20 protein-coding genes are annotated in these 25,259 nt (G+C 50.1%); 6 read left to right on the top strand and 14 right to left on the bottom strand.

Going from position 1 to position 25,259, the window contains the following annotated elements:
* Window positions 1–13: 13 nt before the first annotated feature.
* Both IPF95_06390 and IPF95_06385 read right to left on the bottom strand, forming a co-directional pair.
* Window positions 14–2,863 (bottom strand): 2-oxoglutarate dehydrogenase E1 component, encoded by a 2,850-nt coding sequence (locus IPF95_06390; GenBank protein MBK6474324.1) that lies wholly within the window; start codon window positions 2,861–2,863, stop codon window positions 14–16.
* 171 nt (window positions 2,864–3,034) lie between these two features.
* Window positions 3,035–3,427 carry a hypothetical protein gene (locus tag IPF95_06385; protein ID MBK6474323.1) on the bottom strand — a complete coding sequence of 131 codons (393 nt, stop codon included), beginning with the start codon at window positions 3,425–3,427 and terminating at the stop codon, window positions 3,035–3,037.
* Window positions 3,428–3,534: 107 nt separating this feature from the next.
* On the opposite strand from IPF95_06385, the gene IPF95_06380 reads away from it, so the two are divergent.
* The 5 genes from IPF95_06380 to IPF95_06360 all read left to right on the top strand — a co-directional run bounded on the left by IPF95_06380 (window position 3,535) and on the right by IPF95_06360 (window position 9,261).
* Window positions 3,535–4,413: a hypothetical protein gene (locus IPF95_06380; GenBank protein MBK6474322.1), complete on the top strand. Its 879-nt coding sequence runs from the start codon at window positions 3,535–3,537 to the stop codon at window positions 4,411–4,413.
* Between the two features lie 50 nt (window positions 4,414–4,463).
* Complete coding sequence (locus tag IPF95_06375; GenBank protein ID MBK6474321.1) at window positions 4,464–4,994, top strand: DinB family protein; 531 nt, start codon at window positions 4,464–4,466, stop codon at window positions 4,992–4,994.
* 49 nt (window positions 4,995–5,043) lie between these two features.
* Window positions 5,044–6,495, top strand: coding sequence for a T9SS type A sorting domain-containing protein (locus IPF95_06370; GenBank protein ID MBK6474320.1), 1,452 nt, complete (start codon window positions 5,044–5,046; stop codon window positions 6,493–6,495).
* A 60-nt stretch (window positions 6,496–6,555) separates the two neighbouring features.
* Window positions 6,556–7,461: a TIGR01777 family protein gene (locus IPF95_06365; protein MBK6474319.1), complete on the top strand. Its 906-nt coding sequence runs from the start codon at window positions 6,556–6,558 to the stop codon at window positions 7,459–7,461.
* A gap of 105 nt (window positions 7,462–7,566) precedes the next feature.
* Entirely contained in the window at window positions 7,567–9,261 is a 1,695-nt protein-coding gene (locus IPF95_06360; protein ID MBK6474318.1) for a T9SS type A sorting domain-containing protein, read from the top strand.
* Window positions 9,262–9,313: 52 nt separating this feature from the next.
* On the opposite strand, the gene IPF95_06355 is transcribed toward IPF95_06360, so the two are convergent.
* The 6 genes from IPF95_06355 to IPF95_06330 all read right to left on the bottom strand — a co-directional run bounded on the left by IPF95_06355 (window position 9,314) and on the right by IPF95_06330 (window position 19,198).
* Window positions 9,314–10,258 (bottom strand): polyprenyl synthetase family protein, encoded by a 945-nt coding sequence (locus IPF95_06355; GenBank protein MBK6474317.1) that lies wholly within the window; start codon window positions 10,256–10,258, stop codon window positions 9,314–9,316.
* Window positions 10,258–11,121, bottom strand: a complete 864-nt coding sequence (gene rfbA / locus IPF95_06350) for a glucose-1-phosphate thymidylyltransferase RfbA (GenBank protein ID MBK6474316.1) — start codon at window positions 11,119–11,121, stop codon at window positions 10,258–10,260. The genes IPF95_06355 and rfbA overlap by 1 nt, the downstream gene beginning before the upstream one ends.
* Window positions 11,118–13,538, bottom strand: coding sequence for an MMPL family transporter (locus IPF95_06345; GenBank protein ID MBK6474315.1), 2,421 nt, complete (start codon window positions 13,536–13,538; stop codon window positions 11,118–11,120). Before IPF95_06345 ends, rfbA begins: the two co-directional genes overlap by 4 nt.
* 78 nt (window positions 13,539–13,616) lie before the next feature.
* Window positions 13,617–16,067, bottom strand: coding sequence for a carboxypeptidase-like regulatory domain-containing protein (locus tag IPF95_06340; protein ID MBK6474314.1), 2,451 nt, complete (start codon window positions 16,065–16,067; stop codon window positions 13,617–13,619).
* Between the two features lie 172 nt (window positions 16,068–16,239).
* A complete protein-coding gene (locus tag IPF95_06335; protein MBK6474313.1) occupies window positions 16,240–18,174 on the bottom strand; it encodes a tail fiber domain-containing protein in 1,935 nt (644 codons plus the stop codon).
* Window positions 18,175–18,352: 178 nt separating this feature from the next.
* Window positions 18,353–19,198, bottom strand: coding sequence for a T9SS type A sorting domain-containing protein (locus IPF95_06330; GenBank protein ID MBK6474312.1), 846 nt, complete (start codon window positions 19,196–19,198; stop codon window positions 18,353–18,355).
* Window positions 19,199–19,753: 555 nt separating this feature from the next.
* Here IPF95_06330 and IPF95_06325 point away from each other — a divergent pair.
* The gene (locus tag IPF95_06325) at window positions 19,754–20,776 is read left to right on the top strand and encodes an SPASM domain-containing protein (protein ID MBK6474311.1); all 1,023 of its coding nucleotides are present in this window, start codon (window positions 19,754–19,756) and stop codon (window positions 20,774–20,776) included.
* Between the two features lie 21 nt (window positions 20,777–20,797).
* On the opposite strand, the gene frr is transcribed toward IPF95_06325, so the two are convergent.
* The 6 genes from frr to rplM form a co-directional block, all read right to left on the bottom strand.
* Window positions 20,798–21,358 (bottom strand): ribosome recycling factor, encoded by a 561-nt coding sequence (gene frr / locus IPF95_06320; GenBank protein ID MBK6474310.1) that lies wholly within the window; start codon window positions 21,356–21,358, stop codon window positions 20,798–20,800.
* A 73-nt stretch (window positions 21,359–21,431) separates the two neighbouring features.
* Window positions 21,432–22,148 (bottom strand): UMP kinase, encoded by a 717-nt coding sequence (locus tag IPF95_06315; GenBank protein ID MBK6474309.1) that lies wholly within the window; start codon window positions 22,146–22,148, stop codon window positions 21,432–21,434.
* Between the two features lie 110 nt (window positions 22,149–22,258).
* The gene (locus tag IPF95_06310) at window positions 22,259–23,086 is read right to left on the bottom strand and encodes an elongation factor Ts (GenBank protein MBK6474308.1); all 828 of its coding nucleotides are present in this window, start codon (window positions 23,084–23,086) and stop codon (window positions 22,259–22,261) included.
* A gap of 82 nt (window positions 23,087–23,168) precedes the next feature.
* The gene (gene rpsB, locus IPF95_06305; protein MBK6474307.1) at window positions 23,169–24,107 is read right to left on the bottom strand and encodes a 30S ribosomal protein S2; all 939 of its coding nucleotides are present in this window, start codon (window positions 24,105–24,107) and stop codon (window positions 23,169–23,171) included.
* A 116-nt stretch (window positions 24,108–24,223) separates the two neighbouring features.
* Window positions 24,224–24,610, bottom strand: coding sequence for a 30S ribosomal protein S9 (gene rpsI / locus IPF95_06300; protein ID MBK6474306.1), 387 nt, complete (start codon window positions 24,608–24,610; stop codon window positions 24,224–24,226).
* Window position 24,611: 1 nt separating this feature from the next.
* Window positions 24,612–25,040, bottom strand: coding sequence for a 50S ribosomal protein L13 (rplM, locus tag IPF95_06295; GenBank protein MBK6474305.1), 429 nt, complete (start codon window positions 25,038–25,040; stop codon window positions 24,612–24,614).
* Window positions 25,041–25,259 lie beyond the last annotated feature (219 nt).

Genomic DNA, 25,259 nt, shown 5'->3' with positions numbered 1-25,259 from the left:
AAAAACTATTGGATCACGCCTTACTTTTTTTCTTCGGTACGGGTTTCGCGTTGGCCTTTCCGTTCGCTACCACTTTTCTTTTGGACGTCGTTGTTGCTTTGCTGATACCGAGGTCCAGGAATGATTGTTCCACGATCGCTTTTTGTTGAATAGCCCAGCGAACGCCGCTTCCTGTGGCGGAGGCGCCACTGATGAATCGAGAGATACAGTGCAGTTCCACCGCGGACCAATTCAACTTAAGGTAGCCCCATGCGCCCATATTCACGGGTTCTTCCTGCACCCAATAATGGCTTTTTGCATGTTCATACTTTTTCAGGATCGCACTTAGCTGCTCTTCCGGCAACGGATGCAATTGTTCAATACGAACGATCGCAACATTGTCGGCATTCAGCTCTTCTTTCTTCTCGAGCAGTTCATAATAGATCTTTCCTTGGCAGAAGATCACGCGTTCAACTTTCTTCGGATCAGCGGTAGCATCATCGAACACCTCTTGGAAACGGCCGGTGCTGAGTTCTTCCAGCTTACTCACGCAACGCGGGTGGCGCAACAAGCTCTTTGGCGTGAACACCACTAGCGGACGACGGAAGTCGAATGCCAATTGACGACGTAATACGTGGAAGAAGTTAGCAGGCGTAGTACAGTTCACCACCAACATATTTCCATCGGCACAGCTGCCCAGGAAGCGTTCCATTCGTGCAGAACTATGCTCCGCACCTTGGCCTTCATACCCGTGCGGCAGCAGCAGTACCAAGCCGTTCATGGTCTTCCACTTCTCTTCTGCGGCACAGAGCCATTGGTCCAGAATGATCTGTGCACCATTCACGAAATCACCGAATTGTGCTTCCCAGATCGTTAGGGTCTGCGGCGTAACGAAACCATAACCGTATTCGAAACCAAGCACGGCATATTCGCTGAGCAACGAGTTATAGATCTGTAATAATGCTTGATCTTTCTTCAGGTGCTTGAGGTGGATGAACTCCTCGTCGCTATCTGCCATTTTAACGATGGCATGGCGGTGGCTGAACGTACCCCGTTCCACATCCTGCCCAGTGAACCGGACCGGATGTCCTTCAACGAGCAATGAGCCATATGCCAACAACTCCGCCATTCCCCAATCCAGTCGGTCATCTTCGATCATTTTGGCACGATCACCCAGGATCCGTTCCATTTTGGCGAAGAACTTTTTACCCTCTGGCACAAGGGACAGTTTCGCACTGATCTCCAACAATACCTTCTTGGCCACGCCGGTTTCCGGACTTGTTCTGAAAATAGAAGCATCTGGTCGATCGAACCCTTCCCAACGGTCCGCCAAAAAAGATGAGATCTGGCTTTTCTCGATCTGTTTGGCCTCATCCAAGCGTTCTTGCAGCATTGCTTGGAAATGATCTTCCATCTCCTTGGCAAGTTCCGCTTCTATGGCACCACTTTCCAGCAATTTCTTCTTGTAGATATCGCGCGGATCAGGGTGCTTGGCGATGGCCTTGTACAACACGGGTTGAGTGAATTTCGGTTCATCCCCTTCGTTATGGCCATGGCGGCGATAACCCAATAGATCGATAAAGACATCCTCGCCGAAATGTTGTCGATAATCCAGGGCCAAGGCCATTACGTATGCGACCGCTTCAACATCATCCGCATTCACATGGAAGATCGGACATTGCGTCACCTTGGCCACATCCGTACAGTACGTACTGGTTCGGCCATCGATATAGTTAGTGGTAAAGCCCACTTGGTTATTGGTTACTATATGCACGGTACCACCGGTGGAATAGGCTTTCAGGCCGGCCATCTGTACAACTTCGTACACAACGCCCTGTCCCGCAATGGCTGCATCTCCATGAATGATCACCGGCACTACTTTTTTGTGATCGAAGGCATGGTCCTGTTCAATGATCGCTCGTGCGATCCCTTGCGCCACAGGTCCAACACTTTCCAAGTGACTCGGGTTCGGGCTTAGTGTAAGCTTCACCCCTTTACCGGTCTCTGTGATCACGCAGCTACTATAGCCCATGTGGTATTTCACATCACCTTCAACCAATGCATCTGAAAAATCCCGGCCTTCGAATTCCGCAAAAATGCTTTCGTAGGTCTTATTGAGCGTATTGGCGAGCACGTTGAGCCGTCCGCGATGTGCCATGCCGATCACGATATCCTTAATGTCGTGGACCCTAGCACCGTGTTCAATGATCCAATCCAACGCTGGGATCAGCACTTCTACGCCTTCAATGCTGAATCGTTTTTGCCCAAGGAACTTCTTACCCAGAAATTTTTCAAAGACCACGGCCTGGTCCAATTTCATAAGGAATTCCTTCTTCTCCGATATGGAGAACGATGGCGTATTGCGAACCTTTTCCATTCGGTCCTGAAGCCAAGCAACACGTTCAGGTTTGCGGATATAATGGTATTCCACACCGATATTGTTGCAATATGTAACCGTGAGGAACTCAAGGATATCCTTCAGTTTAGCCGGTCCAAGACCTACTTCATCTCCTGCTTGGTACACTGTTTCCAGGTCATCCTCATTCAATCCAAAGTTGACCAGATCCAACGTGGGAGTGTATTTACGCCGTTCGCGGACCGGGTTGGTATGGGTAAAGAAATGGCCACGCGTGCGATGCGCATTGATCAACTCCAGCACTTTGAACTCACGGCGCAGATGGGCGACATCTCCTTTTTTTCCTTCGACTACACCCGCATTGGCGCCACCATCGGGAAGTTGCGGAAATTTGGTACGAGCCAGATCGAATCCCTCGAAAAAGTGGGCCCACGTACGATCAACTGAAGCGGGGTCCTTCTGGTAAAGTTGGTACTGTTCGTCCAGCCAAGCGCTGTCGACGTTGCTGAGGTAGGAATAGGTGTCCATTCAATAGGTCCTGCGGATCCTGTACAAAGGTAGTTTTTCCACTTGTGCGGGCGCGAAGCGTTTATACGTAAATTGGTCTTCGTGGGTTCCGGCGATCGCTTTGTCGAAGAAACCTTGGAACTTATTGGTAAAAAATACCACGGATAAACCCTTGAACGAAAAGGGACGGCGTCAATATCTGCCCGCATAGCGCAAGCGGGTAAGCACCTTTTGCAATGCTCTGATCACACACTCTCCGGCCAATGCATGTAGCCCGCCACCCGCCATGGTCCGCTTTAGGTGGGCCTCCGGAATATCCACGCGATACATGGCAACCTGAAGGGCATGCTGATTTTTCTGTTGCAGCGCTGTCAAAACCGGAAGTACATCCTTACGAAGTGTTTCGAATGCTTCATCACCCACATCTGGCATGGGCAGTTCCTGTTCAGAAAGCGAGAGATCCTTGCGCAGTTGTGTAACCGTGGAGGCCAGAACTTCACCACGATCCAAGTACCGTTGAAGGTCACCATCGGACCTGCTCGGCATCTCAATATTCGAGTTGTTATCCACGATCGCAAAGGTCATACCTTTCCGCATTAGAAGTGTGGCACTATTTTCGCGCTCCGGATCCTTGAATGATCAATAGCTCATGTTGATCGAGATCCAACCAACATACCCGAATCCTACCGACCATGCAAATCAGAACGCTTACTGCACTAGCTCTACTTGTTTCCGTAACGGCCACCGCTCAATATGGCACGTTCAATGCCGCCTCTGTAAAAGCAGCGAAAAGCGAAACCGTTCTGGTGGTGCTCGATGCCACCGACACGCCTTACAACAAGGCGATCATGAACGCAATGAAGAGCAATTGGAAATTCAATGAGAACATTGAGTTCGTCAACATCGATGCGATAACGACCGCGCCCATTGCCGAGGACAAGTTGTATTTGGTAAAAACATCGAAAGTGGATCCCGTGAAGTTCGAGGGTACGTTCTTAACGCTGATGCAGGGCTGGAAAGCGAAGAAGAACGATAAGCTGGAGATGAAGGACAATGCGTTCACCACGTTCCCGGTTGAACAGGAATTGGCGTATATCCTGATCGACGAAAAGGGTATGGCGGAAAAGAGCACATCGTCTTTGATCAACCTCTATGTGAAGCACTTGCAGGATTATTTGAAGCAAGTTGAAAGTGGCAAGATCACGGATAAGACCACTGCGGATAGGATCTATTCCAGCCGTACACGCTTTGTGCGCGAAGCTGAACTCTGGATGGCAAAAGAACATTTGGACAAGACCATTCCGGATGCCGCAAAGGTGAAGGAATTCTATACGGCTCCCGCCCAGTTGATGGACCTAGCGCAATTGATGAGCGCCGTACAAAGCGCTGATAAAAGTGTTGTGATCAGCGATGTTGTCCTGACCGGTGACTATAAGAACAAGCATACCTTCAAGCGCGTATTCAACGCGGGCACAGGTGAGCTGATGTACCTCAATGATGATGCCGCCATCTATGGCAAGAAGGAAGGTTTCATTGAAGAAGACCTGAAGAATCTGGAAAGGGCCAGGTAGACTGACTACTCACCTTAATTCGTTGCCCACCTGAAGTGGGGTCGTTGACCATGTCGCGAAGTGCTGCGCTGCTACAATTATTCGACGGTATGGAGCGTGACAGACTTGCACTGTACGCACGTCTTGATCCGCTTTCCGAAACCGCACTTGCCGCCGAACCAGCGCCCGGGAAATGGAGCGTTGCTCAAGTGATCACCCATTTGGCGATCGCTGAGGAAGGTGCGTTAGCATATCTCCTGAAGAAGCGTGATCTAGGCGCTCACGGACCAGTTCCTTTCTCCGCAAGGTGGCGCATGGCAGCGCTTCGGGCAGCCCTCTACCTTCCGTTCAAATACAACGCTCCTGCCGTGGTGGCAACAGTTCCTTCAACCTCGTGTTCCGTGGCCATGGAACGCTGGGCAGCTGTGCGTAACGCGATGCGTTCAACGTATGTTTCGATCCCTGAAAGCGAGGTGGGACATGACCTTTTCAAACATCCGATCGTAGGCAAGTTCGATCTGATCCAAAGTGTAAAGTTCATGCACCATCACATGCGTCATCACGAAAAACAGATCGAACGCACGTTAAGATCAGTGAAATGAACCTTTATGACGTTACCCTATCTTGCGTGGGTAAATCCGTATACCGACCATGAAGCAAGCATCGATCGTGCTTTTTCTGCTATTCACCGCGAATGCTCTTTATGCGGAGCATTTACCAGGCGGCTCAATCACTTATAAATGCGTCGGCAATTCATTGTATGAGATCAACCTGACGTTGTTCAGGGAGTGCAGTGGTACGGCAATGATCCCTCAGGAAATGAGGTATGACAGTGATTGCGGCATCAGTTTCGTGCGCGCCAATATGTTGCCGGATGCGACCATGGAAACCTCGCAGTTATGTGCGGCGAGCATGGCGAACAGCAATTGCAACGGTGGCCCATTGAGCGGGTACTTGGTCTATACGTATATCGATACTCTCTTTTTAACGCCATGCGATGGCTGGACGATCAGCTGGGACATCTGTTGCCGTTCAGCCTCGTTGAATCTGAGCGCAACGCCCGGCCTGTATATGGAAGCGAAGCTCAATAATGTCCCAGCTCCGTGCAATAGCTCATCACAATTCACGCAACAGAGCTTACCGAACGTGTGTGTGAACCAGCCCATTATTTATGACGCTGGCGCTGTGGATGACAACGCGTTCAGGCGTAATTTCAGTTTGGTCGATGCCCGGTATTATGGCGGAAGTCCGGCATTGGTCACCTATACCTTCCCGAATTATGGCGGGGAACCAATAGTCGGGATGACGATCGATGCGGCAAGCGGTGAGATCAGTTTTACGCCGACGAACATTGGAAATATCGTGACCGTAATTCAAGTGGATGAATACGACAGCAGTGATATCTGGATAGGCAGCGTGATGCGCGATCTACCGTTCGTTGTTGTTGCTTGCACCAATGCACCTCCGGATCCGCATTCCGGTACCATCGCATCGATCACTGGTGATTGTGAGCAGACGGGAGAGCGTTCACTATCGATCTGTAGCAATGGAGAGTTCTGTCTGACAACCGGGATCAATGACCCAACGGCGAGTGACGTGATCTCACTTACGACCAATATCGACCAGGTCATTCCGGGTGCAACGATCCAAATTTCGGGTACCAACCCCGTAACCGCGACGATCTGTGGAAATGCGAATGGCACTTCGATCGGTATACACCCATTCACGATCACTGCGGTGGACAACGCTTGCCCCATACCGGGTTTGCAGGTCTATACGTACCAGCTGACCATCGTTACTAGCGACGACCCGTTGTGTAGTTCGATCGGAATACAAGAGTTGGAACAACCCACGATCCGCGTTCATCCAAATCCAACGAATGATCGGATCATCATTACCGGAACGCTTGGCACTAATGGAAATTGGCAGTTGTCACTGTTCGATCTACAGGGTAGAAAGGTGCTGGAACGTACCGTGGCATTAACTTCCGATGGAGCGGTACTTTCCTTGACCACGATCATAGCGAACGGCACCTATTCATTGAAGTTGACGGACCTTACGAACGGCACGACGATCAATACTTCAGTTATACTGGATCGCTGATCCGATCTGCATGAAATGCTTGCGTTCGATCATAAGTATGGTTAGACAATTCAAAGGCATATGTCCACGATCCTGATTACCGGAGGAAGCGGGATGATCGGAACCGCACTTACCAGAACGTTACGTGAAGCCGGGCATACAGTGCGCCATTTAAGTCGTACTGCAGGTTTTCATGACGGCGTAAATGCATACGCTTGGAACATTGAACAGGGTACGTTGGATGAGCGTGCGCTGGAAAATGTTGAACACATTGTGCACTTGGCAGGTGCCGGGATCGCGGACCAACGCTGGACCGATGCACGCATAAAAATTCTGATCGATAGTCGCTGTGCCTCGGCACGCCTTCTTTTGGAAAAGGTGCGATCCAGCGGCACAGTGATCAAGAGCTTTGTGAGTGCCGCGGGCATCAATTATTACGGTGCAGAAACATCCGATCATATCTACTCTGAAACCGATCCGCCGGGACCGGACACCATAGCGCGGATCAGTGTTGCTTGGGAAGAGGCCGTGGACGAGTGGGCCAGCCATTGCCGCGTAGTGAAATTGCGCACACCGATCGTTCTATCTCCGAATGGTGGGGCTTTGCAGAAACTCGCAGTACCAGTGCGATGGGGTCTTGGGTCACCGTTGGGAAGTGGCGAACAATGGGTGCCCTGGATCCACATCAATGATCTCGTAAGGATCTACCAGCAAGCGATCTTACAAGAGGATATGGAAGGTGCCTACAATGTGAATACCGGGTTCGATGTGACCAATGCGGATCTTATGCGGACCATAGCTCAGGTATTGGGCAAGGCCTATTTTCTTCCTCGCATACCCTCCCTCCTCTTGAAGGCGATATTGGGTGAATCATCATCTGTTCTTTTGGAAGGCAGTCGGGCATCGAATACGCGCTTGATGGCAACGGATCTTGCATTTGAATTCCCAACATTAAAGGAAGCATTGATCAACCTTCTTGATCGATAATACCACATACTGGCACTTCGAACGAAAATGGCGATGGATCGCCTCCGTCGTCTTTGATCGCAATTCCTGTATATTGGTGGCCCATTTACGCAAACTACACCGTTCATGAAACAACTTGTACTCGCTACTTGCCTCCTTTTATCTGCTGCAATCGTAAAGGCCGAACACCTTCCTGGTGGATCGATCACTTATGAATGCATCGGTGACAACTTGTACGAAGTGACACTATCGATCTATCGTGATTGCAGCGGCACGCCAATGACCGGCCAATCCCTTCATTTTGAGAGTGATTGTGGTACGACCTTCACCGTAGGAACCACGGATTTTCCACTTGCTGTCCTGGATGTGACCGAAGTTGCATTGCTGTGTGATGCCAGCGCATCCAACAGTACATGTAACGGTGGCACATTGAACGGCTACGAACGCTATCGTTATAGAACAACGGTTTATTTGGCACCTTGTGCTGATTGGACCATCAGCTGGTATATCTGCTGCCGTGCTGAGGCATTCAATGTTGTGGGAACACCAGGTCTCTATTTTGAAGCAAAGTTGAACAATGTGATATCTCCTTGTGGGAGCTCTTCATCCTATACGGACGTCAACGTGCCTTACACCTGTGTGGACCAGCCATTCCTATATGATATTGGCGCTGTTGGTGGTAGTGCAGCAAGCCGCAGTTTTCATTTGATAGATGCACGTTATTTCGATGGTAACCAAGCTGTATCGATCGACTATGAGGCCCCGAATACGGGAGTTGAACCCATCCTAGGAATGGTCATTGATACGGCCAATGGACAGATAAGCTTTACACCGACATTGACCGGCAGCTTCATCGCAGTCGTGCAAGTGGACGAGTATGACATCGATGGGACCTGGATCGGTAGTGTAATGCGCGATCTTCAGTTCGTGGTCTTTGCTTGTAGCAGCAATCCACCTTCGCCGACTTCGGGTACGATCAGCGGCACCACTGGTGCTTGCCAACAGACCGCTCCAAGAGCAGTGGATGCCTGCACTTCAGGTGATTTCTGTTTCACAACGATCATTGATGACCCCGACGCGAGTGATAGCATCCAATTGGTCAGCAATATCGGACAAGTGCTACCTGGGGCGACCTTCACGGTTACCGGGGTCAATCCGATCAGCGCGACCATTTGTGGAAATGCCCAAGGTCTGAGTTCCGGTCTCTATCCGTTCACCATAACGGCAGCTGACAATACGTGTCCTATACCCGGTGTGCAGATCTTCACATATCAGTTCAGCGTTGGTAGTGGAGCAGGGTTGGATGGCACAGCAATGGCATGTTCCAACACGCTGGCCTTTGCATTGATCGATTCCCTATTGGGTACACCAGCCGTAGGAGGCGTATGGACCGGACCTGGCGGGGCGAGCAACGGCATGTTCGACCCTGCGATGGATGATGATGGCGATTACACGTATACTGTTACCAGCCCCAACGGATGCATTACTTCCGGCACGGTGACCGTAACACTGTTGCCTGACACCGACCCGTTCTGCATTTCTACAGCGGTATCGATGAATAGTGGCCGATCATTCGATGTTTTCCCGAACCCGACGGCAGGCACGTTCGTAGTATCGGGATCCTTAGTTTCCACTGGAAATTGGCAAATGGCGTTGATCGATCTTCAAGGCCGTACTGTGATGACCAAAGCGCTGTTGAATACAACGGACCGGGTTACGGTCGTAATCCCTGAGAATTTGCGGTCGGGAGCTTATGTATTGGAATTGCACGATGGAGTTTCGGGTGCATGTGAACGCCGAACGATCCTGCTTAACAAATGATACGATTCCGCACTACAGGATCGGGTGATCCTGTAGTGCGGAATAGATCAATTCAAGCCACCCGAGCCTGCAATTTGGCAACCATTTCGCGGAGCGCGGTTTTTTGGGCTTCCGGAACGCTGATGGCATTGAGTTGTCTTCGCGCAAGTGCTTCCAGCCGTTCTATTTCGGCTTCAGCTTCTTGATGAACGCCAAGTGCTTTTAGCGTATCGATCATCTTTTCCACGTTACGCGCAGCGCTGGTCTTGGCCAGTTCCTCCTCAAGCGTTGTGTCCGCTTTCTCCACGGACACTTCCGATCCGCGAATAAGCAACCATGTCTTCTTTCCTGCCCGTAGATCACCGCCGATCTGTTTCCCTAAAGTGGCCTGATCGCCGAAGGCATCCAAAAGATCATCGCGTAACTGGAACGCCGATCCCAAACTTTCACCGAACAGACCGATCCGTTCCTGGTCCTCCACCGATGCGCCGGCCTTACAGGCTCCTATCTTCAACGCACCTGCCAGCAACACGGCGGTCTTCAGCCGTATCATCTCGCGGTATTCATTCAACGATACATGCGAGCGGGTCTCGAAGGACATGTCCTTCTGTTGCCCTTCACACACCTCAAGTGCGTACCGATTGAAGATGGTAAGGACCGCTGGATCCAGGCCCATGAGCTGGTAGGCCTTTACCAGCAGCGCATCACCGCTGAGTATTGCTGTATTGGCATTCCATTTTTCATGTACCGTGGCCATGCCCCTTCGTAACCGGGACCGGTCCATGATATCATCATGCATCAACGTGAAATTGTGAAAGAGCTCGATGGCTACCGCTTCGTTCAACACATCCTCTGATCTTCCGCCGAACATCTCGCAAGCCATCAGCGTTAATAGTGGTCGAACCCGTTTAGCAGGCAACTTCACGAGGTAAGCCATGGGCGCGTAAAGCGGATCATCGGGTAAAGAACCCGTCCACCTGGCGATATGCTCCTCGACCAACGCGCGATGTTTCTCCATCACTTCTCGAGCATCTTCATGAGATACTCCCCGTAGCCGCTTTTCAACAACGGTTGAGCGAGAGCCTCCAAAGCAGTTGCATCGATAAAGCCTTTCTTGAACGCAACCTCTTCAATGCAACCGATCCTCAAGCCCTGTCGCTCCTCGATCACTTGTACGAATTGACCAGCTTGTGTAAGTGAAGCGAACGTACCGGTATCCAACCATGCGGTGCCCCGATCAAGGATCTCCACTTTCAATTTACCCCGCTTGAGATACTCCTTGTTCACATCGGTGATCTCATATTCACCACGTGCGCTGGGTTTCAGATCACGGGCAATGGTCAACACCTCGTTATCATAGAAATAAAGTCCTGGAACAGCGTAGTTGCTTTTCGGTCTGGCCGGTTTCTCTTCAATGCTCAACGCCTTATTGTCCGCATCGAATTCAACAACGCCATACCGTTCGGGATCGCTTACATGATATGCGAAAACGAGACCACCGTCCGGATCAATGTTCGCGCTAAGCTTGCGACCAAGGCCCGATCCATAAAAAATATTATCACCAAGGATCAGTGCTGCACTATCAGATCCAATGTGCTCCTTACCGATCACGAATGCTTGCGCAAGTCCATTCGGTATCTTCTGTTCAGCATATGAGAAATCGCAGCCAAGCGACCGACCATCACCGAGTAATTTCTTGAAATTCGGAAGGTCGTGCGGCGTGCTGATGATCAAGATCTCTCTGATACCAGCAGCCATAAGCGTGCTGAGCGGATAATAGATCATCGGCTTGTCGTACACGGGCATCAGCTGTTTACTCACTGCCAATGTCAACGGGTGTAACCGTGTGCCGGATCCACCTGCTAGAATAATACCTTTCATTCTTCTTTAGTTCCTGATCGATCAACAACGTCCAAATGCGTTCCACCTTCTATCCGCAATTCATCAAGGTCGATATCACTCTCCTCATCCAGAATAATAAGCAAGGGCTCACGGAATGCTTTGGTGGTCATTACTTTCTCGAAGCTCAATAGAAGCGAGGGCAGGATCAACAAATTAGTGAGCATGGCCACCAACAATGTGAATGACACCAATAACCCCAGGGCTTGAGTGCCTCCGAAATCAGAGAAGACGAACAGGCCGAATCCGCAGAAAAGTACAATTGAGGTGTACAACATGCTCACCCCTGCTTCACGCAGTGCCTCGATCACTGATATCCGGATCTTCCCACCGTTCAAATTCAATTCCTGACGATACTTCGAGAGGTAGTGGATCGCATCATCGACCGCAATACCGAACGCAATACTGAACACGAGGATGGTACTAGGCTTGATCGGAACATCCAGATAACCCATCAACCCGGCGGTGGTGATCATCGGGATCAAATTCGGCACAAGTGAGACCACGACCATGCGCGCGGAATTGAAGAGCAACGCCATCAACGCACTGATGATGATCACGGCCCAGATCAACGATATGATCAGGTTCTTCACCATGTACTTGCTCCCTTCCAGAAAGATCACGCTCGCACCGGTAAGCACCACTCTATACTTGGACGGGTCGAAAATGGAATCCACCTGAGTGCGCAGTTTGGCAACGATACCATCCATGCGCGCAGTGCCAACATCTGCCATTTGAAGAGAAATGCGCGTCGTGCGTCGCTCATCATCAAGGAAGGCACGTGCCATTCCTCCTTTGTCCTGCGCACCTTCCAAGTACGGAAGGATAAAGCTCTTTTCACTGGACTTGATCAAACCATAACGCGATGGTTCACCACTGTAGAATGACTGACGTATGAATTTCACAGCGTCGGCAATTGAAAGTGAGCGAGAGAATTCCGGATACTTGGCCATTGTATCCTGCAGCTGCGAGATCCGTTTTAACGAAGCCTCGCGCAAGGCGCCACCATTCTTCCGCGTATCCACCATGATCTCCAGCGGCATGATCCCCTTGAATTCCTGTTCAAAGAAGCGCAGGTCCTGCATGACCGGATCATCAACGGGCAGGTCGTCCACCACCCGACTTTCATTCTTAAGGCGTTGCACGCCAATAAGGCCAACCACCAAGATCAATAGCGTTACCGAATACACCCACGGCCTTTTGTACTGAACAATATCGATCACTGAATTCGTAAGCTTATCCACCCACATCCGGTCCAAATGCGCAAGGTGCCTATCCTTCGGTTCATCCTGAAAGCTGAAGATGATCGGGACAATAAGAATGCTGAGCACGAACACGGCCATGATGTTCAATGACGCAATAACACCGAATTGTTTCAACACATCGCTATAGGTCAGTGCGAATGTTGCGAAGCCGACAGCAGTAGTTGCGTTGGTGGTGAATGATGCTTTGCCAACACGGTATATGACCCTGGAAAGTGCCTTCACCTTGTTGTGGTGCTTAGCATATTCGTAGTGATATTTATTGATCAGGAATATGCAATTGGGTATTCCGATCACGATCACGAGCGGCGGAATGATCGCCATCACGGATGTTAGTTTATAACCGAACAACCCGATGGTGCCCATGGCCCAGATAACACCAACGCTCACCACCAACAGGCAGATCAACATTACGCGCCAACTCTTGAAGAACAAGAGTATCAATGTAGAGACCACCACCACCATGAGCGCAACGAACATGCCCATTTCGCTCTTCGTCCGCGCAGTCACCACCGTACGGATGAACGGCAGTCCACTGCGATAAACTTTGAATCGTTCCCCCTCGAACTTTTTTACGCGTGCTTCGATAAGTTCGACCATATCGCCACGATCGTTACTGTTGAATCGCTTCGAGTTCACGAAAACCATCATCAAGCTGGCACCTGACTCTGGGTTGTACAACGAATTCTCATAGAACGGCAACGAACGCACCTTGCGCAATACACTGTCCAACTCGGCTTGATCCGCCGGCGGGCGAGAAAAGATCGGTTTCAAATTGAATCGTTTCAAACTGTCACTACGGACCAGCTCGAAAATATTAGCCTCCGAAAAAACAGAATCAACCCCATCCTGTTTCGTAAGGTCCCTTCCCAGATCATACCATGCCCGAAAATTCTCGACCTGATAAAGCGCCGGATCCTTTACGCCAAGGACGATCACATTTCCATCTTCGGAGAATTTCTCCAGCAATTCTTCATAGTGAACATATGCGCTATCATTCTTTGGCAATAGCCCGCCGAACTTGTAACTGAATTCAACCGTGGTGGCCTCATAGGCAAAAAATGCCGTTATAATGGCCAACCCAAGGAGGATCCCTGTCCGGTTCCGAAGTATTCTGCTAGAGAGCCAAGCCCACATTGGGGAATAATAGCGCCCCGGTATTTGCTCCGCAGGCCATAGGCACAAAGAAACGATATCTACCGGAAGGAAACCCTATCAAAGTCCTATCCCAAGGGTCAATTTTACCGCAAGGTCGTCCTTTACATACCCAAACGCATTGGACCCCATGCGATAGTAGGCACCTGCACCAAAGCGGATCACGTCAAATTTCAGGATGCCATCCAGTTGAAGACCGGCCTCGTAGAACCCTTCACCCAGCCCTTTTATGGCATATCCTTTATGGAACTCCGGGTGTTGCAGTTCCCCCCACGCCGCACTGGCCACCAATGTGGGTTCCGGTTGGAATTTCCCTTTGCCCTTGTACAGTAATTTTCCGAATGAATGACGCAGATGTACCGCACCATAGCGATCGGCCAAAAATTCGTTCGGATGCATGGTCTGGAAGGCATTGGCGGCTGCGATGGGCACTGTTCCGCTCCACGTTCCGCGCATATTGAACAAGAACGGATATGGGGCCTTATCATCTGCAACTCCACCGATCACCTGAACGGATAATGCACCGAGCATCCGCACCCTGAATTTCTTTTCCACCATCGCGTTCAAGCGCCACGTTTCAACGGTTCCATCATACAGGCCATCGAAGGACTTGAACGCATTCACGAAGAGAACCGGCCATTTGGAGCCCAGCGTGATCTGCCGATCCGGCATGCGCGCCAGTTGTTCCCTGTACGCAAATCGCATGCCTATGGTAAACGCGCCCGTTACGAACCGATCGGTCAAGAGTGTTAGATCATCCGCAATGGGCTGTGCGAATTGGTAACCGATAACGTTCGTTCGATCGGAGCGCTCCGTGCCAAACCAGAATTTCAACGAGCTACTTACGCGTACCAGCAGTTCTGCCCGCATTTGTTCAATACGGTCCATGCGATTCATGTAGAAGAACCGGTAGCTTTCACTCGTGAATGACCTTGGCGTTCCGTTGAACTCCACCCCACCGCTTTCAGCAACATCGCTTTTGTAGGTAAGCTTCAATTCCAGGTCCCTACCCGGCTTCGGTTTGATGGTGAGATCCCCACCATATTTCCAGTACTTATCCTTGAAACCATAAGCGACATATCCACCCAACGATGCATACCGTGTAAGCCGATCATTGGTCGCAAGACTGGGTCCGATACGGTAACCTTCGTATCCGTTCAACGCCATAAGTTCATTTAGCCGCAGATCAACGGGGCCTATTGGGATCTTACCGGAAAGCGCATAGCTGAGCCACTTCAATTTGCGATCAAGACCCACTTCATCGCCCATACTATCCATCACTTGGTAGGTGCGCAATTCCTTCGCATCCAGGGAGTCATTCCGAAGTGCATCCCAATAGCTATCATCCCTGCGCGTTGCCAAACGGTCCATCTCGAATTCCGGTCCGCGAAGCTCTTTGCGCTGCACATCCGCATCCACTTCAATATCCTTCAGGTAGGTTTTACCGATACCGACAACGTTCGCCCCATTCAACTTCAGGCCATCGAAATAAAGTGATGTATTCAATTGCACGGGGAACCATGCGAGGCCATCGATCTTTTCATGATGCTGTTGCAGTTTGATGCTCGCAGCACCGCTCCGCTCAACAGGTTCAGCGATCACGTTCTGCAAGGCATAGCCATCCGTATTCACGTAGAGCACACCCTTCAACCCTTCGAATTTTTTTCCACTTCGCGGACGGTAGCTGATCACGTACACACTGTCAACGCCTTGGTACAACGTATCCTCGATCACGAATAGGTAGTGGTTTGTGCTTGATGGACCGATCGGGCCCAAGTACGTTTTGTCATTGAACGCGATCTGATCATCGTACACGGAGAATGACTTCGTTGACGCGGCAAGTGCTAGCAGCGAAGGGTCCTTCAAACCACTTACGCGCATGGCCAACACCTCTTCGCGTTCCTTTGCCGGTGGCTCGAATGTCTTTTTCGTAGCGCTTTCGATCACCGCGAGATGCTGTTCATTATAGAACTTGGTCATATCGATCTTCAATGTATCCGGTACCGCACTCGCTTCAGGTTCTGGTTCTTTTACAGTATCGGGCTCAGCAATTTCGGAGCTGTCCCGTAAACCGGTGAAAACCGTTTTGCTATAGCTCGTGTAGCGGTAACTGCGGAAGCGCATACCGTCGTTGATCTTACGGTTCTTGTACACTTGTTGAATGATCCGGTGCGCTGGGTTCTCCGTTGGCAGGATCAGGACCTCGGCCAGCTCAGCGGTGATCTGCTGAAGTTTGATGATCTGAAAATCCGATGAACCGAACATCGGCTCTGAACTAGCATATCCAACATAGCTCGTACGCAGCGTTACCGGCATCCTGGATACGCTGATCGAGAACAGCCCATCAATATCCGACTGTGCACCTTGCTGCGCACCCACCACCGCAATATGCACGAATGCGAGCGGCTCCAACGTTCTGTCATCCACCACGCGACCTTGTAGCACGGTCTGCGCATACGCGAACGAATTCGCGCAAAGCAACGTGGCAAGAAAGAAGAAGCTCCGGAGCATGGTTCAGAGGGGTCTTGTGTAGGACGGCGCGTTGCGGCGAAAAGTAACAGATGGTGGTTTAATTCATTCTAATTCGCCAAAAACGTGCGCGGCCTAACGAAGATGGCGAGTAGTTCGCATGATATGCTTTCATGCGCCTACTCGCCATTCACGGAGATCCAATGATCTTCGATCACATCATTTTAACGGCTTTCTTCGTTATTGGCTTACCATCCAACAGCAGTGTAACATAGTAAATTCCTAGCGCAAGGTCAGCGGTGTTCCAATTGAACTGGTAACTGCCTTGCTCCATGTTTGCTTCATGCAGCACGCGCAATTGTTTACCATCAGCGCTGTTGGCCATGAGTTGCATCCGACCACCTTGTTCCAATTGGTAGTAAATGGTCGTTTGCGTTTCGAATGGATTCGGTGCAATATGAAGCAAGCGGTCGTTCGCTCCATTCAGTTTTTCATCGATCAATTCTTCTCCACTAGTACTCCGCTGGTCAGAATGTATAGCGCAGCAGCTTGCAATATTCTGGTCCATGGCATCCAGACGATCCGTAAGGTGCTGAACCTGATCATTCAGTGTGGCGTTGGTGGTTTGAGCTTCGGCGAGTTGGGCTTCTAGCACGGCGACTTTAGCGTCTTGCTCCTGCATTCCAGCAACGACAACGGGGATTATTGCAGTGTAGTTGATCCCTTTAATAACCTGCGCATCTGCCATGACTTCATTCGTTTCTTGATCCAGCACAGGTGCGATATGAATATCATGGACCACATCAGGCATCACATTCTCTACCTCTTGTGCAATAAAACCACGTTGCAAACCCAGCGGCAAGTTCATGTAAGGGTTCTGATCGGTTAAGAACTGGTACGTAGTGGGCCTTAACTGCCGAATTATTTCCATAGGATCAGTAATTTCTTGCACATCAGTCTTGATACTTTCGTCAGACCATGTTACTGTCCCGGACGCCGTTATATTGCCTTGAACATGCACATTGCCCTGAAAATACCCTGCCCAACTAGTGGCTGTTGTTGCATCAACCCTGCCGTACAACCCAATATTGTTTGTTGCAGTTGAGTGACACCAACCATATACAGCGGCGGCTTGAAAAGTACCGCCAAAGGTTTCAGCGTGAACTCCGTTCGTATAGAAGGAATTGTCATTCGAAATGAAATCAGCTGCCCGACCCACGGCACCGGCTCCAGCACCATTCGAAAACACCTGTATACCTCTGGTGCCACTATTGGAAGTACCTAGAGCACTGAAACGACCACCGATAACGAAGCCATTCGCATTGGAAGCAGTAACATCCAATCCACGAGCAAAGTTCGTGGAAGCGATGGTCATTTTGGACGTTGCTAGTGCTCCGCCAAGATTCAAACCGATACCGACCGCATCGTTCGCATCGGGACAATTCGGATCCACAGCACCGAAAGCCGTGGAAACGTTATTCTGAGGGCCAGGATCTGTCGACCAATCACAATCTGCAAGGCCTGTCGTTGGCATTGGCCTATGTTCTAAAACCCCATCAGCCCGAACTACGACCATGTCTGTAGAAGTACTTATTGGGTCTGTAGGGAGTTGGCGGATGCGCGCAAAACCATCCAAAACATCCAACCGTTGCGTTGGGTTCAAACCTGCTGTGAAGTAATCGCCTATGCCTAAATACCCTTCATTGCCGTTAGCTGCTGGGAGCATTCTTGCAATTTCTAAACCAGCAAAAGTATTCGCAACGGTCGTATTGTCCGGCTGACTAGTGAATACAAAACACATCGGATCCGGGCCTTGACCTTGATTTGCAGTGAAATCATCAGACCAACTAAGGATCGAGTGCGTTAGACCATTAATTGGTCGCATGCCAATGTATAAACCATCAGAATCCTGTGTAGCATAGGTTCCTACACGCATCCAAGGTCTATATCCCGGTGTAACACCAGTGAAGCCACTGTATATATGCAAGTATGTCAACGGGGGATTCGGGGCCGGACTACCAATGCCCAAGTGCCCGCTAAAATCCAGATTACCGGTCTGGTACCATCCCCAGTTCTGATTGACCAAAGTAGGGGTAAGCCGCATACGTAGAATGTTACTAGTGCGCCATTCGTGCGGAAAGTTTGCCATAGTTGTAAAGCGCAACGGCTGGGTACTGTTGATGTTACAGCCTAAGTATTGGACCGGGGTATTTATTAAGTTACCTGCCGTGTTCCAGAACTGAGCAGTGCAAAAGTTAGATGTGACGAGAAGTATCACACATCCGGTAATTTTGGTTCTCATTTTCGTGTTTTGTTCTTATACCAGATCAATGCATGTAAACGAATTTCTCACGAATGCTTTCACCATTGTTCAATTTAATGACAAGCGTATAGACTCCTAGTGGGAGGTCCGCAATACTGATCATTCCTGAATTTACCTCTCCTTGATTGAACAACCTGCCGGACATATCGAACAGTCCATACGCACTATTTGCTTGAATTCCACCAATAACAAGTTGTCCTGATGCCTGATCCACATAAACGTGTTGCGTGACATTATTATAGTCCAATATACTTGTGGCCATAGGACAACCATTAGGGTCGGAAGAAACACAAACAGCATCGAACAAGTAGTACGCCGCTATAGACGGGTTAGCCGAAAGATGGACGGTATCGGTGAATGCATCAGCAAAAAAGTTGCCGATCACAACATACCTATACGCACTATCTGCAATAAAACTCCCACTTACCAGCGTCCAATTCATCGTATCCGTGATAACTGTTGTGTTGTTCACATGCGCATAGTTCCTAACGACAAACTCCGGTCCGGCACCAGTTGTTAATTGCCAGATGTGTTCATTCATCGTAAAAAGCAACCCTTGATTGTTACAGGCCCAACGTGCTTCCCAGTAGCTACCTTCCGTGGCTAGGTTAGTATAGAAACTAGCATAGTAGGTTTGCCCAACTACCAGAGGTTGAATTAACTCTGCGCCTACCAATTCATGGAAATCGTCCACCAAGAAACAACCACTGCCTACATAACCGTCACCGTCATAGGCATATTGCCATGTAAAGCCATTCCAAGGAACATCCAATAACGTATCAATTCCACCAAGGTTTCCCGCGCATGCATGAAAATAGTCTGGGCTTTGGTCCCAACGGTTCCAATACAAAGGCTTACTTGTAAAGCCAAATATTTCTGGGCACGTATCATGCAACTCAAAACTGGGGTTTGGCACTAAATTTTGCGCATTTGCAAAAAGAGGAACTAGGGTCAACAGAAAGCACACTGCCCAATTGGCAATGCACTTTCCGTTGTATCTAGAACTAAAAAGCATTCGTTTGTGCATTCCTAATGACCAAGTTATTGATCCGGTCAAAAAGTCTTCTTTACGATTCAAGCGTCAAGTAGCATCGACCTGTTCTATCGCGCTTGCTCAAGGACCGCATGAGTTGCGGGAATGCTGCCTAGCCTAGCTCAGGGAGACGTACTGATTTCTGTTTATCTGAGTCACTGTAATGTGATAATAGTTAAACAAGAGCTGCGATGATAAAGTTGAAAAAAGAATGTAATCACACCGATCTTTGTTTTCCGTACTTTTAGTCTTTCGGGCCAAAACAGTTAATTCTTGCAGCGCGAGCAAAACCCATTTCTCTTTCGATTCGTGGCTAGGTCCTCCCAGGTAGCTCACATCACTAACCCGCACCTAGGTACCTTTGCAACCCCAATGTTCAGCGCAACCCGTGATGCTATCGAGTGGTCCAGAAAGACCACGCCCCGCCGTTTGCGGAATGCGGCATCCTTGTGGACGAGCTACCAGCGTGCCAAGCGGAGCAAGGAACCACATATTGGCGGCATGCCGTTCAGCATAAGCTTTGAGCCTACTACGGCGTGTAATCTGCGTTGCCCGGAATGCCCAAGTGGGTTGCGTTCATTCACGCGGCCTACGGGAAATCTGAAGACGGACCTCTTCCAACGCGTCATGGATGAACTGGGTCCAGACCTGTGGGCGCTGACGTTCTACTTTCAAGGCGAGCCGTACATCAATCCGAATTTCTTGGATATGGTGGGGATCGCGAACAGCAAAGGGTTGTACACGAATACCAGCACCAACGCGCATTTTCTTACGGAAGAAAAAGCGGAGGCAACTGTGCGCAGTGGTTTATCGCGGCTGATCATTTCGTTGGATGGTACGGACCAGGAAACGTATTCGGCCTACCGCAAAGAAGGCGAATTGGCCAAGGTGATCGAAGGCGCAGAACGCGTTGTGAAGTGGAAGAAAAAGTTGAAGAGCTTGACGCCCCACATCGTTTTCCAATTCCTGGTCGTAAAACCGAATGAGCACCAGATCGGTGAAGCGCGTGCGTTAGCGAAGAAGATCGGTGTGGATGACCTCTGGTTGAAAACAGCCCAGATCTACGACCCGAAAGATGATCATCCGTTGATCCCAACGCAGGATAAATATGCGCGCTATAAACGCAGCGCCAATGGCATTTGGGAAGTGAAGAACAAGCTCGATGATGAGTGCTGGAAAATGTGGCACAGTTGTGTTGTTACGTGGGATGGTCGCGTAGTTCCCTGTTGTTTCGACAAGGACGCGCACCACGTACTAGGCGACCTGAACACCCATAGTTTCAAGGAGCTTTGGCACAGTGATGCCTACAACGATTTCCGTCGCCAGCTGTTGCATTCGCGCAGCAGCATTGAAATGTGCAAGAATTGTAGTGAAGGGAGCCCTGTTTGGGCGTGATCGTTCGTCTCCGAACGCACCTCACACCTTCATGATATCCTTCTCCTTCGCCTCGATCAGTGCGTCTACTTTCTTGTTGTAGACCCCGGTCAATTTTTCGACTTCGCCATCGAGGCTTTTGGCTTCATCCTCCGGAAGACCATCCTTCTTGGCTTGTTTGATCGCATCCATGGCTTTCTGTCGGCTACTGCGGATGCCTACTTTGGCATGTTCACCTTCAGCATGTGCGTTCTTCACCAACGCTTTACGGCGATCCTCGGTAAGCATGGGTACGTGGATGATCACACTTTCACCATTGTTGCTCGGATTGAAACCGAGGTTGGCACCGATGATGGCCTTTTCGATCGGATCGATCATGTTCTTCTCCCACGGCTTCACGAACAGTGTACGCGCATCGCCACTATTGACCGCAGAGACCTGTGACAAGGGCACCATTTGGCCATAGTAATCCACGCGAACACCTTCGAGCATCATAGGGTTGGCGGCACCAGCACGGATCTTCGTCAATTCATTATCCAAGTGCTCAACGGCACTCTTCATGTGTTGTTCGCACTGTTGGATAGCTGTAGCTGTATCGATCATCAGGAATAGGAATGGAGCGCGAAATTAGGCAGTCCAAGTGGAACGGCTAAAAAGCAGCGCTAGTGAAATGGAATTAAAGCTCAACCAAGGTCCCCACTTTTTCACCTGCGACCAATCTGCCGAGATTTCCGGGTTTGTTCATATCGAACACGATGATGGGTAGATCATTCTCCTTGCACAGCGTGAATGCGGTGAGATCCATCACGTTCAGGCCCTTGGAATAAACCTCGTCAAACGAAATACGCTCGTACTTGGTGGCGGTCTTGTCCTTTTCAGGATCCGCAGTGTAAATACCATCCACGCGCGTCCCTTTGAGGATCACATTGGCTTCTATTTCGATGGCACGTAAGCTGGCAGCGGTATCCGTTGTAAAATAGGGATTGCCTGTACCCGCTCCGAAGATCACGATCCGTCCCTTTTCCAAATGGCGCACAGCCCGGCGCCGAATGAACGGCTCAGCGATCTGCTCCATTTTTATAGCGCTCATCAAGCGGGTCTTATACCCTTGTTCTTCCAACGCGCTTTGCAAGGCGAGGCTATTGATCATCGTGGCCAACATCCCCATGTGGTCTCCTTGCACACGATCGATCCCGCTTCCTTCGGCCTGCATGCCGCGGTAGATGTTCCCGCCACCGATAACAATGGCCACTTGGACCCCTTGATCGGCAATTGCCTTGATCTCCTTGGCATACGACCGCAGGCGTGCGCTGTCGATCCCATAAGCCTGATCACCCATAAGGCTTTCACCAGAAAGTTTCAGGAGGATGCGTTTGTATTTATTGGCCATGATCAGGATTTGTGAGGCGAAATGTAAGCGTGCTGGACAGAACTGAATTAAAAATGGCACAAAAAAACGGCCCCTGTAAAAGGAGCCGTTCTTCAATTAGTCGTTCATGGCGATCACACGGTCAACGAGTGACGCTTGAAGGCCGTAGCGGTAAGTTCCTTGTCCTGCGACTGGAGGTATTGCTCTACGTTCATCTTATTGTCCTTGATGAATTCCTGTGCGAGCAAGGTGCTTTCCTTGAAGAATTTGTTGAGGCGACCCTGTGCGATCTTTTCAGCCATTTCAGCTGGTTTTCCCTCTTGGATAGCGAGTTCCTTGCCGATCTCCAATTCCTTGTCGATCACACTTTGCGGGGTACTGCTCTTATCCAACGCGATAGGGCCCATAGCCGCGATCTGCATAGCAACGTCCTTCGCTGCGTTCTCAAAACCGGCCTTATTCAACCCAACGATACTTGCCACCTTGTTACCAGGGTGATTGTAAGCATAAACGTAGGGAGCTTTAACGATTGAGCAAGCACTGATGTCGATCTTCTCGCCGATCACACCGGTCTGTTCGATCAACTTTTCAGCTACGGTCAATTTGCCATCGAATTTGGCTGCTTTCAAGGCCTCAATGGTATCGAGCCCATTCTCCAATGCGATCTTCGCCATAGCCTCTGCCATTCCAGCAAAGTCCGCGTTCTTCGCAACGAAATCGGTTTCGCAATTGATACACACCAACGCACCTTGCGTGTTATCGGCGGTAGTCGTTGCGATCACCAAGCCTTCGCTCGCGTCACGATCGGCACGTTTGGCTGCAACTTTCTGGCCTTGCTTGCGGAGAACATCCACAGCGGCATCGAAGTCGCCATTGGCCTCCATAAGCGCCTTTTTGCAATCCATCATACCAGCCCCGGTCGACTGGCGTAGCTTATTCACATCGGCAGCAGTAATAGCCATTGTGGTCATTTTGTTTCAAGTTTAGTTGTTCGTCCGAACGTTGAACAGAACAGCCGTTCAGGTCGGAACTATCAACGATCAATTATTCAACGTCGCTATCAGCGGCTTTTTCACCGGCAACAACGTCCGCAGTCACAGCCTTTGGTGCCTCAAGCACTTCAGCTTTCGGCTCTTCTGTTGTTTCTGCAGCGGCTACGGCAGGCTCAAGTTTTTCGGCTTTTGGTCCAGCTCCTTTTGGTGCGGCTTCCTTACGTGGACGTAGCACTCTTGCTTTTGGTGCTCCATCCTCTTCACCCTCGTCATCGGAATCATCGGCAACGGCGTTCTTATCGTTCTTCCGCTCTTCGAGACCTTCCTGGATCGCTTTGATCATCTCGTTCATTACCAATTCGATGCTCTTTGTGGCATCATCGTTGGCCGGGATCGGGAAATCGATCAAGGATGGATCGCTATTGGTATCAACCATTGCGAACGTTGGGATACCCAATTTGCGCGCTTCAGCAACAGCAATGTGTTCCTTAATGATGTCAACGATGAACAATGCGCTAGGCAAACGGGTAAGATCGGTGATGGAACCAAGGTTCTTCTCCATCTTATCACGCTGGCGGCTCACTTGGAGACGTTCGCGCTTGCTCATGTTCTCAAATGTTCCGTCCGTACGCATACGATCGATGGTGGCCATCTTCTTGATCGTGCGACGGATCGTACCGAAGTTGGTCAACATACCACCGCTCCAACGCTCCGTAACGTAGGGCATATCGATGGCTTTTACCTTTTCAGCAACGATATCCTTCGCTTGCTTCTTGGTAGCAACGAACAGGATCTTCTTACCACTTTTAGCAATGCTACGCATGGCGTTGGTGGCTTCCTCAAGCTTTGCAGCTGTCTTGTTCAGGTCAATGATGTGGATCCCTTTCTTCTCGGCGAAGATGTAAGGAGCCATGTTCGGATTCCACTTACGACGTAGGTGTCCGAAGTGTACGCCTGCTTCAAGCAGTTGGTTGAATTCAATACGGGCCATTCAGTTCTTCTTAATTGTTCACATTCCTTGTTCCCTGTAACAGGCATCCCGCTGGTAGCCGTCCACCAAAAGGCGGATGAGTCCAGCGGGATTGGATCCTGAACAAGCGTGGGACCTTAACGCTTGCTGAATTGGAAACGCTTACGCGCTTTCTTGCGACCGAATTTCTTACGCTCCACTTCGCGTGGGTTACGTGTCATCAGATCTTCGGCTTTCAATTTCGGTTTGTGGTCGGCATCGACTTTCACCAATGCGCGAGCGATACCCAAACGCACGGCATCCACTTGGCCGGTAATTCCACCACCATCCACACGGACGGTGATATCATACTTCCCAACGGTATCCGTTAGTTTGAATGGTTGCTGCAGTTTGAATTGCTGCATGGTTATCGGGAAATAATCGCTGCTTTCACGACCATTCACGGTAATTGCACCGTTCCCTTCTGTGAGGGTGATGCGGGCCACCGAAGTCTTACGACGGCCAAGGCTAAGTACTGGTTCCATATTACTTAATGGTATTCAGGTCGATCTTACGGGGCTTCTGTGCTTCGTGCTTATGGTCAGGCCCTACCACAACGTGGAGGTTACTGAACAAACGACGGCCAAGACGGTTCTTCGGGAGCATACCGCGAACGGCGATCTCCATCATAGCCTCTGGCTTACGTGCCATCAGGTTCTTGGCCGGCTCACGGGTCTGTCCTCCTGGATGTAGGCTATAGCGTTGATATTCCTTGTCTGCCATCTTCTTACCGGTAAGACGGATCTTATCGGCATTGATCACGATCACGTGATCACCACAATTAACGTGCGGTGTGAAGGTGGTCTTGTGCTTACCGCGAACGAGCATTGCTACTCTGCTTGCGAAGCGTCCAAGTGTCTCATTTTCAGCATCAACGATAAGCCATTCAGGCGTTACCGTGGCCGCGTTGGCCATGCTGGTGGTGTAGGTTGTAGATGCCACGGCTATAGTGGTTTTTTATGGGATAGGGCCCCGGAAATGGGGTGCGAAGATAGATCCTTTTTCTGAAAACCAACACAGGGCTGTTCAGAACCTTATATGGATCGATCGGCTTAACCGCTCGCGAACGTGGTCAAGTTCACGTATTCCCGATTGAAACTGAGCTTAACGAATACTTGACGCAAAACCATGTCC

The organism is Flavobacteriales bacterium (assembly GCA_016704485.1).
In the GTDB taxonomy this organism is placed as follows: Bacteria; Bacteroidota; Bacteroidia; order Flavobacteriales_F; family PHOS-HE28; genus PHOS-HE28.
The sequence above is the reverse complement of the archived record's forward strand: the minus strand, read 5'-3'. Positions and strand labels throughout refer to the sequence as shown.

Coding starts and splice junctions, on each gene's coding strand:
- IPF95_06385 (MBK6474323.1), bottom strand. CDS start 3,427: ATGACCTTTGCGATCGTGGATAACAACTCGAATATTGAGATGCCGAGC.
- IPF95_06390 (MBK6474324.1), bottom strand. CDS start 2,863: ATGGACACCTATTCCTACCTCAGCAACGTCGACAGCGCTTGGCTGGAC.
- IPF95_06325 (MBK6474311.1), top strand. CDS start 19,754: ATGTTCAGCGCAACCCGTGATGCTATCGAGTGGTCCAGAAAGACCACG.
- IPF95_06345 (MBK6474315.1), bottom strand. CDS start 13,538: ATGTGGGCTTGGCTCTCTAGCAGAATACTTCGGAACCGGACAGGGATC.
- IPF95_06370 (MBK6474320.1), top strand. CDS start 5,044: ATGAAGCAAGCATCGATCGTGCTTTTTCTGCTATTCACCGCGAATGCT.
- IPF95_06360 (MBK6474318.1), top strand. CDS start 7,567: ATGAAACAACTTGTACTCGCTACTTGCCTCCTTTTATCTGCTGCAATC.
- IPF95_06365 (MBK6474319.1), top strand. CDS start 6,556: ATGTCCACGATCCTGATTACCGGAGGAAGCGGGATGATCGGAACCGCA.
- IPF95_06335 (MBK6474313.1), bottom strand. CDS start 18,174: ATGGCAAACTTTCCGCACGAATGGCGCACTAGTAACATTCTACGTATG.
- rpsB (MBK6474307.1), bottom strand. CDS start 24,107: ATGGCCCGTATTGAATTCAACCAACTGCTTGAAGCAGGCGTACACTTC.
- frr (MBK6474310.1), bottom strand. CDS start 21,358: ATGATCGATACAGCTACAGCTATCCAACAGTGCGAACAACACATGAAG.
- IPF95_06310 (MBK6474308.1), bottom strand. CDS start 23,086: ATGGCTATTACTGCTGCCGATGTGAATAAGCTACGCCAGTCGACCGGG.
- IPF95_06340 (MBK6474314.1), bottom strand. CDS start 16,067: ATGCTCCGGAGCTTCTTCTTTCTTGCCACGTTGCTTTGCGCGAATTCG.
- rplM (MBK6474305.1), bottom strand. CDS start 25,040: ATGGCCAACGCGGCCACGGTAACGCCTGAATGGCTTATCGTTGATGCT.
- IPF95_06380 (MBK6474322.1), top strand. CDS start 3,535: ATGCAAATCAGAACGCTTACTGCACTAGCTCTACTTGTTTCCGTAACG.
- rpsI (MBK6474306.1), bottom strand. CDS start 24,610: ATGGAACCAGTACTTAGCCTTGGCCGTCGTAAGACTTCGGTGGCCCGC.
- IPF95_06355 (MBK6474317.1), bottom strand. CDS start 10,258: ATGGAGAAACATCGCGCGTTGGTCGAGGAGCATATCGCCAGGTGGACG.
- rfbA (MBK6474316.1), bottom strand. CDS start 11,121: ATGAAAGGTATTATTCTAGCAGGTGGATCCGGCACACGGTTACACCCG.
- IPF95_06375 (MBK6474321.1), top strand. CDS start 4,464: ATGTCGCGAAGTGCTGCGCTGCTACAATTATTCGACGGTATGGAGCGT.